Source organism: Mesocricetibacter intestinalis (assembly GCF_004363295.1).
GTDB classification, from domain to species: Bacteria; Pseudomonadota; Gammaproteobacteria; order Enterobacterales; family Pasteurellaceae; genus Mesocricetibacter; species Mesocricetibacter intestinalis.
In genome coordinates this window covers 68,504-80,374 of record NZ_SNYQ01000005.1, presented here as the reverse complement: position 1 = coordinate 80,374, position 11,871 = coordinate 68,504, and the positions used below count along the sequence as shown (strand labels likewise).

11 protein-coding genes and 1 other RNA gene are annotated in these 11,871 nt (G+C 48.8%); 6 read left to right on the top strand and 6 right to left on the bottom strand.

The features are described from left to right. Positions 1–17: 17 nt before the first annotated feature. Positions 18–116: signal recognition particle sRNA small type (gene ffs, locus EDC45_RS07245), an RNA gene on the bottom strand. Between the two features lie 133 nt (positions 117–249). Here ffs and tesB point away from each other — a divergent pair. From tesB to EDC45_RS07215, 6 genes are all read left to right on the top strand, one after another. After that, complete coding sequence (gene tesB / locus EDC45_RS07240) at positions 250–1,113, top strand: acyl-CoA thioesterase II (protein ID WP_133544972.1); 864 nt, start codon at positions 250–252, stop codon at positions 1,111–1,113. 234 nt (positions 1,114–1,347) lie between these two features. Then, positions 1,348–2,463 (top strand): ABC transporter substrate-binding protein, encoded by a 1,116-nt coding sequence (locus tag EDC45_RS07235; RefSeq protein WP_133544970.1) that lies wholly within the window; start codon positions 1,348–1,350, stop codon positions 2,461–2,463. Further along, on the top strand, positions 2,463–3,503 hold the full coding sequence (locus EDC45_RS07230; protein WP_133544968.1) for a FecCD family ABC transporter permease: 1,041 nt from the start codon (positions 2,463–2,465) through the stop codon (positions 3,501–3,503). The genes EDC45_RS07235 and EDC45_RS07230 overlap by 1 nt, the downstream gene beginning before the upstream one ends. A 4-nt stretch (positions 3,504–3,507) precedes the next feature. After that, positions 3,508–4,302, top strand: a complete 795-nt coding sequence (locus EDC45_RS07225) for an ABC transporter ATP-binding protein (protein WP_133544966.1) — start codon at positions 3,508–3,510, stop codon at positions 4,300–4,302. After that, positions 4,299–4,733 carry a pseudoazurin gene (locus EDC45_RS07220; RefSeq protein ID WP_133544964.1) on the top strand — a complete coding sequence of 145 codons (435 nt, stop codon included), beginning with the start codon at positions 4,299–4,301 and terminating at the stop codon, positions 4,731–4,733. The genes EDC45_RS07225 and EDC45_RS07220 overlap by 4 nt, the downstream gene beginning before the upstream one ends. Positions 4,734–4,782: 49 nt before the next feature. Then, complete coding sequence (locus tag EDC45_RS07215) at positions 4,783–5,622, top strand: ATP-grasp domain-containing protein (protein ID WP_133544962.1); 840 nt, start codon at positions 4,783–4,785, stop codon at positions 5,620–5,622. Positions 5,623–5,663: 41 nt separating this feature from the next. Here the strand turns inward: EDC45_RS07215 and torD are convergent, their stop codons facing one another. From torD to EDC45_RS07190, 5 genes are all read right to left on the bottom strand, one after another. Then, on the bottom strand, positions 5,664–6,248 hold the full coding sequence (gene torD / locus EDC45_RS07210) for a molecular chaperone TorD (protein ID WP_133544960.1): 585 nt from the start codon (positions 6,246–6,248) through the stop codon (positions 5,664–5,666). Next, complete coding sequence (gene torA / locus EDC45_RS07205) at positions 6,248–8,716, bottom strand: trimethylamine-N-oxide reductase TorA (protein ID WP_133544958.1); 2,469 nt, start codon at positions 8,714–8,716, stop codon at positions 6,248–6,250. The genes torD and torA overlap by 1 nt, the downstream gene beginning before the upstream one ends. A gap of 148 nt (positions 8,717–8,864) precedes the next feature. Next, entirely contained in the window at positions 8,865–9,476 is a 612-nt protein-coding gene (locus EDC45_RS07200; RefSeq protein WP_133544956.1) for a pentahemic C cytochrome, read from the bottom strand. A gap of 378 nt (positions 9,477–9,854) precedes the next feature. After that, positions 9,855–11,405, bottom strand: a complete 1,551-nt coding sequence (gene cueO / locus EDC45_RS07195; protein ID WP_133544954.1) for a multicopper oxidase CueO — start codon at positions 11,403–11,405, stop codon at positions 9,855–9,857. Next, a complete protein-coding gene (locus EDC45_RS07190; RefSeq protein WP_133544952.1) occupies positions 11,405–11,866 on the bottom strand; it encodes a DUF411 domain-containing protein in 462 nt (153 codons plus the stop codon). Before EDC45_RS07190 ends, cueO begins: the two co-directional genes overlap by 1 nt. Positions 11,867–11,871 lie beyond the last annotated feature (5 nt).

Below are 11,871 nucleotides of genomic sequence, written 5' to 3'. Positions count from 1 at the left end.
GAAAAGTGAGGGTGGAAACCTTCCCGGCTGAATCTCGGCACACGGAAATTCCGACTTTGGCTGCTTTCTTCCGAACCTGACCGGGTAAACCGGACACCATTGCGAGGGACCGAAAAGGTTTCCATTGAGTTGGCGAAAAACCAACGACCGGATTATGCTATAAGGCGTGCAAGATTGCAAATCTTTATCCTCGGTTGGGGTTTAAACGTGCAAAGATTATGCAGCCGGCTAAATAAATAAGGTGAATATATGTCTGAAGTATTACAAAATTTAATTAATCTGTTGCAACTGGAACGGCTGGATAAAATGCTGTTTCGCGGCGATAGCCAGGATATCGGACTTCCTCAGGTATTCGGCGGACAGGTGGTTGCCCAGGCGCTTTCCGCCGCTATTCAGGTGGCGCCGCAGGAACGAAGCCTGCATTCCTGCCATGCTTATTTTCTATCTCCCGGCGACAGCCATCACCCTATTATTTATGATGTTGAAATTCTACGCGAAGGCAAAAGTTTCAGTGCGCTGAGAGTCAAAGCCATTCAGCATAACGAAGCCATCTGCCATATTACCGCTTCCTTTCAGAAACAAGAGCAAGGTTTTGAGCATCAGGCAAGTATGCCCGATATGGGCGCTCCCGACAGCTTTATTGCGGAAAGCCAGATGATCAATAAACTGGCCGCCCATATTCCCGAACCGCTGCGCAGTAAATTCACTGCCGAGCGCCCTTTTGATATCCGCACCAAATATATAAACAACCCGTTGCAAGGGCTGAAACTGCCGCCGCAACAATATATCTGGGTAAAAGCTAAAGGTCGGGTACCCTCTTCGCCGGCTATCGCTCAGTGCCTGCTGGCTTACTTTTCGGATTTTCATCCGCTGCTGACCGCACTGCATCCCCATGCCACCGGATTTCTGCAACCCGGATTAAAGGTTGCGACCATTGACCACAGTATCTGGTTTCACCGCCCTTTCGATTTAAATCAATGGCTGCTTTATGCCATTGAAAGCAATAACGCTTATGGCGGCAGAGGCTTATCGCGCGGGCAAATTTTCGACAGCCAAGGGCGGTTGATCGCTACGACCCAACAGGAAGGATTAATCCGTTTCAAGCAGAGCTAAGCGCCGCGAAAATCCGTGCCGAAAGAACCGCACTTTACCTTATGAGGAGGACGGCTTCGGCACGAATTAAGGTGCAAAGCGCCCGAAAACCGGCCGCTAGAGACCTAAATCTATGTATTTTCTGATTTATATCAAGCTAATTTTCCCATTTCATCTTATATCCCACTTGCCAAAGCTCTTTTAATTTTTTAGCATAACAAAGAATCATTCTCATTTTAAAAAGGAATCTCCAATATGCCAAAACAATTTAAACTCGGCGCTCTTGCCCTTGCCTCTCTGCTTGCTTTCAGCACCTCCGCACTGGCTAAAAAAGTGGAATTAACCGATGTTATCGATCGTACGGTAACCGTTGATGTTCCGGCCAAACGTGTGGTACTCGCCTTTAACTATCAAGATTATATGGCGATCGCCGGAGTGAAATCCTTTGATAATATCGTCGGCTTTTCCAAAGCGGTATGGAGCGACTGGGCGCCCACCAGCTGGGAAGCCTTCAGTAAAGCCGTTCCGCGCCTGAACCAACTGGAAGATGTGGGTGAAGTGGAAGTCGGTACCTTCTCCATCGAAAAAATTCTGGCCTTAAAACCGGATCTGGTGGTACTGTCCGACTGGCAATATCAGGCGTTGGATTCCGATCTTGAGCCTCTGGAAACTGCGGGTATTCCCGTTGTGGTCATCGATTATCTGGCTCAAACCCTGGATAAACATGTAAAATCCACAGAAATTATCGGCGTGCTAACCGGCAATGAAGAGAAAGCTAAACAGCTGAATGAAGAATATAAAGCGGTTGTGAAAGACATTCAGGATCGCATTGCGAAAGCCAATCCGCCGAAACCGAAAGTCTATGTGGAATTCGGTAACAAAGGGCCGAAAGAGTTCAGTTTTACCTTCGGTAAAAGTATGTGGGGTTCCATGCTGAATCTGATCGGTGCGGATAATATCGCCAAAAATGCGGTAGAATTCTACAGCCCGATTAATCCGGAACTGGTATTGGCCGCCAAGCCTGATGTAGTAATTATTACCGGGCGCGAAACCGAACTAAAGAAAAATCCGGAAGCCATGGTAATGGGCTTTAATATCGAAGAATCGGAAGCGGAAAAACGCCTGAAGGGCTTCAAAGCTCGTCCGGGTTGGTCCGAACTGCCGGCGATTAAATCCAATCGTCTATACGGCGCCTACCATGCCAATTCCCGTACCCTTTCCGACAGCGCTTCCATTCAGTTCGTTGCGAAAGCCGTTTATCCGGAACTATTCGCCGACTTAGATCCGACTAAAACCTACGAGGAATTCTATCGCAAAAACCTGCCGATTGTTCCGCAAGGTACCTTCTATCTCTATCCAGAGAATAAATAATGGCTTCCGCAAAAGTCGAACATATTATCCGCAGCCAGCGTGCGCTAGAGCGTAAACGCTGGCTCGTGGTTATAGGTTTTCTAGCCCTGAGTATTATCGGGCTGGTATTTGATATAGTTACCGGCCCTTCCATGTTGCCGCTGGAAGAAGTGGTCCGCGCTTTGTTGCGTTTAGACGATGTGGAAACCACCACTAGCGTTATCGTCTATGATCTGCGTTTACCCATGGCGCTAATGGCGTTAGTGGTCGGGGCTGCACTGGGTGTGGGCGGGGCGGAAATTCAAACCCTGCTGAATAACCCCATGGCCAGCCCCTATACCCTCGGTCTGGCAGCGGCGGCAGGCTTAGGCGCTTCCGCAGTAATTGCCTTCGGCGGCTTCGGTTTACCTTCCGCCTTTGCAGTACCCGCCGGCGCCTTTGTCATGACCATTTTGGCCTCCGCCATTTTATTTGTATTCGCTTCCATGCGGCGTTTCAGTTCCGCTATGCTGGTATTGGTGGGAATCGCTCTACTGTTCCTGTTCCAGTCCATGCTTTCCCTGATTCAGTTTATCGCCGCTCCGGAAATTTCACAGCAGATTCTGTTCTGGCTATTCGGTAGCTTAACCAAATCCACCTGGGAGCATTTAATTATTGCTGCGGTGGTTACCAGTATCAGCGTCTTTTTATTATCTAAAGACGTATGGAAACTGACCGCACTTCGCCTGGGCGAAGAACGTGCTCTCAGCCTGGGAATCAACCTGCAACTGCTGCGTTTGAAAACCCTGATTATCGTCGCCGTAATGACCGCAACGGCAATCAGTTTTGTTGGTATTATCGGCTTTATCGGGCTGGTAGCGCCCCATGTGGCGCGAATGCTGCTGGGCGAAGATCAGCGTTTTTTCCTGCCCGGTGCAATGCTGGTGGGAGCGGCATTTTTATCCATCGCTTCGGTACTTTCAAAGATTATTATTCCGGGCGCACTTTTCCCGGTAGGTATTATTACCTCCTTTGTCGGTGTCCCTTTCTTCTTCTGGATTGTGCTGAGTAAACGGGGATAACCAAATGTTACGCTTAGAAAATTTAACCATTCAACGCGGTACTCAAAAAGTAGCGGATCGCATTAATCTTAATCTGGAACAGGGAAAAATTTATTCTATTCTGGGTCCTAACGGAGCCGGCAAATCCTCTATGCTTAAGACGATTTTTGGCGAGGTAGCCTATCAGGGGCATATTTATTACGGTACGGAATTACTGAGCCGGCGTTCGTTATTGAGCTGGCGTAAACGTATCGGCTATATGCCGCAGGATACCCAAGTCGAGGCCTCTCTAACCGCACTTGAAGTAATTTTACTCGGTCGGCTGGACGCATTACATATGCATGTGGGGGATGAACTGCTGCGCGAAGCCGCCGAGATGATGGAAAAACTGAATATCGCCCATTTGGCCCATAAGGACGTAATGCGTCTGAGCGGCGGTCAGCGCCAGATGGTAATGTTTGCTCAGGTGTTGCTGCGCAACCCGCAAATGCTGATGTTGGACGAACCGGTCAGCGCATTGGATATGCACCATCAGATCAACCTGCTGGAACATGTTTGCGATTATACTCGCCGCAATAATCTGATCACTTTAATGGTATTGCATGATCTTAGCCTTGCCGCTCAATTTTCCGATTGCATTATCCTGCTCGGAGAAGGCAAAATACAGGGATTGGGACCGGCCCGACAAGTATTGCAGCCGGAACTGATCAGCAAACTGTACAAAGTAGATATTGAAATTTTATATGATTGCAACGGCTCGCCGGTTATCCGCCCGCTGCGCAAATCCTATAAGCAAAATCCAAGGGAGAATAAAGCATGAAAAAAATCCTATTAAGCGCCGCATTAATTGTATGTTCGGCTTCCGCCTTTGCGGCTAATCATGAAGTGAAAATGCTGAATAACGGTAAAGACGGCAGTATGGTTTTCGAACCCGGTTATCTGAAAGCGGAAATCGGCGATACCGTAACCTTTAAACCGACCCATAAAGGCCATTGGGTACAAAGCAGAGCCTTGCCCGAAGGCGTGGATAAATTCCTATCGAAAGAAGACGAAGAATTTACCCTTACCCTAAATAAAGAAGGACTGTACGTTTATATTTGCCCGCCGCATCGCATGATGAATATGAGCGGGATTATTCAAGTGGGCAATGCGGTCAATAAAGAAGCCGCCCAGAAAGAAGTGGATAAACTGGAAAAACGCGCTACGGAAAATAAAGGACGCCTGGCCGAATATATGGAGCAGGTTCAATAATTCAACTTATCCCCTTCCTCTCCGGAAGGGGCAACCTATTAAAGCACCTATGCAACACCTTGTTATCACGACCTGCAACCTTTATCCCGAAGCACCGGAAAATCTGCGCCCTCTAGCGGAGTTATTACGTCAAAAGGGCCTGAATTGCAGTTTCGAACCCTGGCAGAAAGTAACGCAAGCCGAAGCTATCCTGCCCCTATGCGCTTGGGATTACGCCGAACAGCCGCAGCAATTTGAAAACTGGATTGAAAGGCTGGCGGCGCGGGGATGCCGTTTTCTGAATCCGCCGGAAATGATGCGCTGGAATATGAATAAAAACTATTTGTGCGATCTGCAAACTAAAGGTATTTCTATTATTCCGAGCCTAAGTATAAAAGGGGAAGCTCCCCGCCTCCGCGAAAAAGTGGCTGCCCGCGGCTGGCATGATATCGTTCTGAAACCCGCCATCGGGCAAAGCGGCAAAGGGGTTATCCGCTTACAGGCAGAGGAATTGCCACAGGATCTGAGCACTTATCCGCAGGGAGTGATTATTCAGCCCTATATGCCTGAAGTCGCCCAAAACGGAGAAACCAGTCTGATCTTTCTACGCGGAAAATTCAGCCACGGAGTTTGCCGCTTGCCTAAACAAGGAGACTTCCGCGCCAATTCCGCCTATGGCGTACAAATTATACCTGTCCGGCCGCAAGCGGCTATTATCGCCCAAGCCGAGCAGGTATTGCGGCAGTTAGCTGAAATCCCCTTCTACGCAAGAGTTGACGCTACCCTAATCGGAGAAGATTTCGTGTTAAATGAACTCGAACTGATCGAGCCTGCGCTGTATTTACACACGGATTCGGGGGCTACGGCAAGATTCGCCGATGCCATTCTAGAAGCCCTGAACACAAACTAAATAAGGGGGCTTCCCGCCCCCGATTGTAATAAGCGGCTAATTCAGGAAAGATCCCTGCGGATAAAATCAAACAACAGGTTAACTAACAGCGCATAAAAGCTATTCTTGCGTTTTTTTTCATTCAGTTTGCCTACCAAGGTCGGTAACCAGCTGAAAATATAGTCTTCGGCAAAGCGGCGGGCTTCCTGCTCGTCCCTTTCCAGTAAATGAATCAATACTTCCAAATAAATACAGAGATGATCGACGGGCTCATGATATTCCCTATTCGGCATCAGTTCCAACTTAAGCAAATAATGTTCCAGCCCCTTAAGATGAGATTCCGTTTCCGCCTCCGTTAAATAGGCCGAAGCATAAGGTAAGGCGCTGAGCTCGCCTTCCAGTAAAAACAACTGGGCATAATCCGCCGCCAGCTCAAGATGCGGATATTCCAATGCCATACAGGCATCAAATGCTTGCTGCAGGCTTTGTATTTTTTCCTGAAAGCCTAATTCTTGCATAAACGTAAAGAGCGGTTCGAAAACACCGGATTTTATTTGTTGCAGCTGAGATTCGGACAGTTCCCGTCCGAGCAGGCTGACAAACCAAGTATAAATAAAACTCCGCTCGCGGATACTAAGCCCTTCCATTAACGCGCGACCTCCACCGGGCCGTTAAATCCGTTCGGCTGCGGCGCCGTACCGCTAAATTTTTCGACCTTCACCAAACAGGTGCTTACACACACCGCCTGTGCCAATTCGGAACTGCCGATATCCAACGTCAGCGTATTAGGATCGCCGTAAGTATCTATGGCGCCCACAGTTTCATCCGCCGGCGAATACCAGGCGCCCTCCTGCAAACGCACTACGCCGCGGGCAAAATTATCCGATAAAACGGCACCGGCGAGCAGTTGTCCCCGGTCATTGAAAACACGCACCAGATCACCGTCCCGGATACCAAGAGCCTGGGCATCTTGCGGATTCATATAAAGCGGTTCACGCCCCTGAACACTGTAACTTTCTCTTAATTCTTTAGATTCGCAAAGCTGAGAGTGCAAGCGCTTATCCGGATGGACGGACTGCAACCAGAAAGGAAACTTATCCGATTTCGGCCCGCCATGAGAGCGTTCGGCTTTCTCAAACCACATCGGATGTCCTTTACAATCCTGATAGGCATAAGAAGCGATCTTTTGACTGAAAATCTCAATAAAACCGGAAGGGGTGCCAAGGGCGTGTAATTCCGGATCTTCGCGAAAGTCCGCATGGCGTACCCAAGGTCGGCCCGCCGGAAATAAAACGTACCCCTTGCGCCAGAACTCGGCAAATTCCGGCATATCGAATTTTTTCGCGCGATTTTCACGCCGGCAGTCGTTATATAATTTTTCCAGCCATTGCATTTCATTCATGCCTCGGCAATATTCCTGTTCTTTACCGAAGCGACGGCACAGGCCTTTGAAAATTTCAAAGTCGGAACGGGATTCATATAAGGGTTCGACCAGTTGCTGCATCGCAATCACACCGCGGTTGCTATAGGAACCGTAGGCATCGATATCGTTCCGTTCAAAAGGAGTACAGGCCGGCAATACTATATCCGAGAAACGACAGGTCGCCGTCCAGCTATAGTTAATCGAAACCACGGTTTCCAGAGCGCGGAAAGCAAGTTTCATCTTATTATGATCCGATTGACGGTGCCACTGGTTACAACCGGAAAAAACCGCCATGCGGTAAGGGGCATATCGGATTTTTCTACCGTTATAATTAATTGTCTCCCCGCTATGCAGCAAAGAATCTGTAGCACGAGCCACCGGAATGGCTTCCGAATATCCCCGGTAATCCTTATTGTTATACTTAGGTTCCTGCCCTTCGTCGATATTGGACGGGAAAGCGCCCGGCATAGAAGCGCCGGATTCAGGCACCCCGATAGAACTATAATGGTGCGCATAGCTGATCCCGCCGCCCGGCAAACCGATTTGACCGAGCATCGATGCCAGTACCGCCCCCATCCAATACGGCTGTTCGCCATGTTGCTGACGCTGAATCGCCCAGCCGAAAATCAGTTGAGTACGTTTTCCTGCCAGCATACGGGCAAATTCACGAATTTTATCCGCTTGAACGCCGCAGATTTTCTCCGCCCACTCCGCCGTTTTCTCCACTTTATCTTCGGTTTCACCCAACAGATAAGGCACAAACTTCTCGAAGCCAAGGGTATAGACATCAATAAATTCTTTATCGTAGAGGTTTTCCTTATACAGCGTATGGGCGATTGCCAGCATAAAGGCTACATCGGTCTGAGGGTTAATATAAAGCTGTTCGCACCCCAGGTAGTTTTGGGTTTTACTTTGCACCGGATCGATGGAAATCACATTAATTTCTTTGGCCGCTACTTTTTGTTTCAGCTGTTCCATATAGGCATAGGCCTCATGGGTTTCGCAATTCCAACCTACTTGTAGATTTTTCACGGGATCCGTCGCCCAGAAAATAATATTTTGGCTTTCGCGCAGAATAATTTCCCAAGAAGTTCCCTGCGAATACACCTCGGTAGACCCCAAAACATAAGGAAGAATGGTTTGCCCCGCGCCGGTGGAATAATCGCCCAAGGTTCCCACACTATGTCCGTGCATTCCTATGGCTCGCAGCATATGATTACCGCAGCTGTGCAGCTGACCGGTGGAACGCCAGCCCACATTGCCGAGATGTAACGCCCAAGGGCCGTAATTCTGTTGAATGCGCTCCAGTTCCTGATAGAACAAATCTAGGGCTTCGTCCCAACTGACACGGACAAAGCGGTTATCTCCGCGCCGGGTTTTATCGCTATTGTGGCGATTCTTCAGCCAATCCAGACGTACCATCGGATAACGGATTCGCGCTTCGCTGTAAATCAGCCCTTTAATTCCCTTAATCATTTCCGTCGGGTATTTATCGTATTCAAAGGGCTTAATTTCCGCAATCCGCCCGTTCACAATCTTAGCCCGGATTGCTCCCCAATGTGAGCCGGAAATTTTCCACTCTTCCCTCGGACTCTCGGCAAATGCTTTACGTGCAACAAGAAAATCAGGGATTGCGACGGCGGTTGCCATCAAACTGATATTTTTTAAAAAACGGCGGCGTGATTGGTGCATAATATTTTCCTTATATATAGCGCCGGCGGGTAAAATTTATTCCGGCTGAAATCAAAAATAGATCCCCTTATTCGCCACCTTCCTCAAGCGGCCAAATCCCCCCGGCGGCATAAGTTATAGATTTTTCGCGTACGGGTGCGGAACCTTTTTATTGCGCATCGGAAGCATTCATCTGTAAATAACGTAACACTTTTTTGGCATCTTCTTCATCCAGATCGGTAAATCCTACCATCCCGTTAAAAACGGCGATCCATTCATTGGCATCATGCATTTTAGGATCTCTTTGTTTGTGGCAGACGCTGCACTCGCTTTTAAAACTTTGTTGGGTTTCTTGCCAGAAGCTGCCGAGATCATTGCTGACATCGGTTTTAGCCATCCAAACCGATAGCCGCACCTTCTGCCACTGCAAGCCGGTTAGAGGATCTTCTCGGCTTTCCAGAATCTGATATTGCGCCTTATCGCGCATAAATTCCTTAGTGAAAACCGCATTCGTAATCTGTTTAGCAAAATCATGATACCAAATTCGGCCGAACCCTTTTGTTTTGCGCCAGGCGGTAATTTCCACCTGCTCTGCCTCCGCTACAGATTGTAATATTCGAATCGGCGCCCCGGCTTCAAGTCGCCCCACAGGCTGGGTTAAATTTTTATCGGCAAATAATTCGACGGGCTCAAAAGAGTAAAGCTGCTCCTGCTGCGATGCCTGAGCGTAAGAAATAAAAAAGACGATCAGCCCCAATACGACAGAAAATTTTTTCACCATAAACAAACCTAAATAATCAAGGAAATAAGGGGGAGCTTCCGGTCTAAATCCTTATTCCGAATATTCGCTCCGGCCTCGGAATATGACATCTATCAGTTTCCGTAATGAGAATTATTCTAACAGATAATTCGGCGGATAACCTTACAAAAAATGCTTTTTATCCCTTTCCTTTTATCAAAGGCAAACCGGAGCGGAAAAAATCCGCTCGGATATAAAATTCGGCAGATAAGCGGGGAAAAATCGTTGCCAGTATGAATTGTAAGTATTGAGCGGGAATTGACAAAAACGGATAAAAAAACTCGGTGTAAAATGACCGCACTTTTGAGGCGATAAACCCTCTCACCGGATTTACCGCCCCTATTACTAAACTGCCGTAGACTATTTACTCACGGTAAAGGACATCATCATTCCCGTATCTTCATGCTCGAGTAAATGACAATGAGCCATATAAGCGTTGGCCTTATCCGCTTTATGCTTAAACTGCACCAGAACCTCGCTGACACCGCCCTCCACCTTAACGATATCCTTGCGACCGCGACGATGGGGCAAAGGTGTTTGCCCGTTTTCCGTCAAAATACGGAACTGAGTGCCATGAATATGGAAAGGATGCAGCATCATATCGCCGGTACCGGAAATAATCCATTTTTCATATTGTCCCACTTTCACATCAAACATCGGTTCATGCATAGAAAAACTTTGTCCGTTAATACGGTTGGCGCCCATAATCTGCACCTCTTCCGTTGCCATGGCATCTTGTCCCTGCATATGATGCATATGGTGCATATGATGCCCCTGCTGCATGGCTTGTTGACCATAGCGAGCCATTAGCGCCATCATACCCTGGTGATCCAGTTTTTGATCCATCTCTAGCTTCAGGTGGCGAACCGGCAGATTATCCGTTACCGGCAACGGCGGTAGGCTAATCAAGCTGTCCGGCAAGCGGCCCGTCCCCGGCATTAGCCCGGTTTCGATACTTAACAGCGCAAGAGGTTGATCAAAAGGCGCCATATTCATCCCCATTTGATGAACCGGTAAGCTGAGCAAATCAAAGGCTTTGCCGTCGGAACAATCGAGCAGTACCTCAAAGCGTTCGCCCATAAGCAGCGAAAGTTCCTGCACCGCAACAGGTTCGGGCAGAAAACCGCCGTCGCCTGCAATTACATATATGGGCCGGCCGTCGCTGGCGGCCAGACGTAAGGAGCGGGCGTTGCAACCGTTTAGCAGGCGTAAACGCAACCATCCCTTAGGTGCAATATGTTTAGGATAGAGGCTGCCGTTGGTCAGCATCACATCGCCGAACCAGCCGACCGCCGCCGTCATTACGTCCAACTTATAGTCGATGTTTCCCTGCGGATCAAAGCGCTTATCTTGCAAGATCAGCGGAACATCATCTATTCCCCACCGCTCCGGCAACTTAAGCCCGCGGCTGAATTCGTCTTCAATAATAAATAAACCGCCCAGCCCCATAGCGACCTGATAACCGGTTTGATGATGGGTATGCGGGTGAAACCAACAGGTTGCCGCCGCCTGATCAACCCTGAACTTCACTTCCCGCTGCTGCTGAGGCGCAATCACCGCCTGCGGCCCGCCGTCCGCTTCACCGCCGATTTCTAAGCCGTGCCAGTGCAAGGTAGAAGGTTGATCCAGACGATTATTAATCATCACCCTTAAATTCTGACCGGCCTTGGCTTTAAGCGCAGGGCCAAGTAAGGCGCCGTTATAACCCCAGGTCGGCGTTTGTTTGCCGGCTAAAAAAGCGGATAGGCCCGCCTGAATCGAAAGATTGATATTTCCCGCCGCATCCGCTTCTAATAACGGGGGAATAGGTAATAAGGCACGCTCGCGCGCAAACAGCGGAGCGGAAAATAACGGTAATCCGGAAGCGGCGGCGAAAGCGGCGGAATATTTAATAAAATCACGACGTTGCATTATTTTTTCTCCGGATAGGACTGATAAACCGAACTGGAGCCGTCTTTCTGCAACAAGAGTACCTCATAAGGGTCTTGACGTCCCTGATAATAAGGGTTATCCATGCCCGGCGACCCCACCGGCATTGCCGGCACCGCCAGTCCCAACGCATCGGGTTTTTCCCGTAATAAACGCTTAACTTCCGCCGCAGGTACATGACCTTCCAATGCGTAGCCTTCAACGGTCGCCGTATGGCAGGAACCATATTTAGGGGTTATTCCTAAGGCCGCTCGCTGTTCCTCATTGCCGCTATTATGTATCTTTACTTCAAAGCCGTTTTGTTCCATATGCTTTGCCCATTCCAAGCAGCAACCGCAATTCGGATCCTTCCAAAGCTCAACCTGTGCGGCCTGTACCGTCGCAGCGAACAATAAGCTGCAGAGCAGACCGGTTTTAGATAAAAATTCAGCGGGCAATTTCATATTCT

Bases quoted from the DNA above. Each gene is read 5' to 3' on its own strand.
- cueO (WP_133544954.1), bottom strand. From the start codon at position 11,405: ATGCAACGTCGTGATTTTATTAAATATTCCGCCGCTTTCGCCGCCGCT.
- EDC45_RS07190 (WP_133544952.1), bottom strand. From the start codon at position 11,866: ATGAAATTGCCCGCTGAATTTTTATCTAAAACCGGTCTGCTCTGCAGC.
- EDC45_RS07230 (WP_133544968.1), top strand. From the start codon at position 2,463: ATGGCTTCCGCAAAAGTCGAACATATTATCCGCAGCCAGCGTGCGCTA.
- EDC45_RS07200 (WP_133544956.1), bottom strand. From the start codon at position 9,476: ATGGTGAAAAAATTTTCTGTCGTATTGGGGCTGATCGTCTTTTTTATT.
- torA (WP_133544958.1), bottom strand. From the start codon at position 8,716: ATGCACCAATCACGCCGCCGTTTTTTAAAAAATATCAGTTTGATGGCA.
- EDC45_RS07225 (WP_133544966.1), top strand. From the start codon at position 3,508: ATGTTACGCTTAGAAAATTTAACCATTCAACGCGGTACTCAAAAAGTA.
- tesB (WP_133544972.1), top strand. From the start codon at position 250: ATGTCTGAAGTATTACAAAATTTAATTAATCTGTTGCAACTGGAACGG.
- EDC45_RS07215 (WP_133544962.1), top strand. From the start codon at position 4,783: ATGCAACACCTTGTTATCACGACCTGCAACCTTTATCCCGAAGCACCG.
- EDC45_RS07235 (WP_133544970.1), top strand. From the start codon at position 1,348: ATGCCAAAACAATTTAAACTCGGCGCTCTTGCCCTTGCCTCTCTGCTT.
- EDC45_RS07220 (WP_133544964.1), top strand. From the start codon at position 4,299: ATGAAAAAAATCCTATTAAGCGCCGCATTAATTGTATGTTCGGCTTCC.
- torD (WP_133544960.1), bottom strand. From the start codon at position 6,248: ATGGAAGGGCTTAGTATCCGCGAGCGGAGTTTTATTTATACTTGGTTT.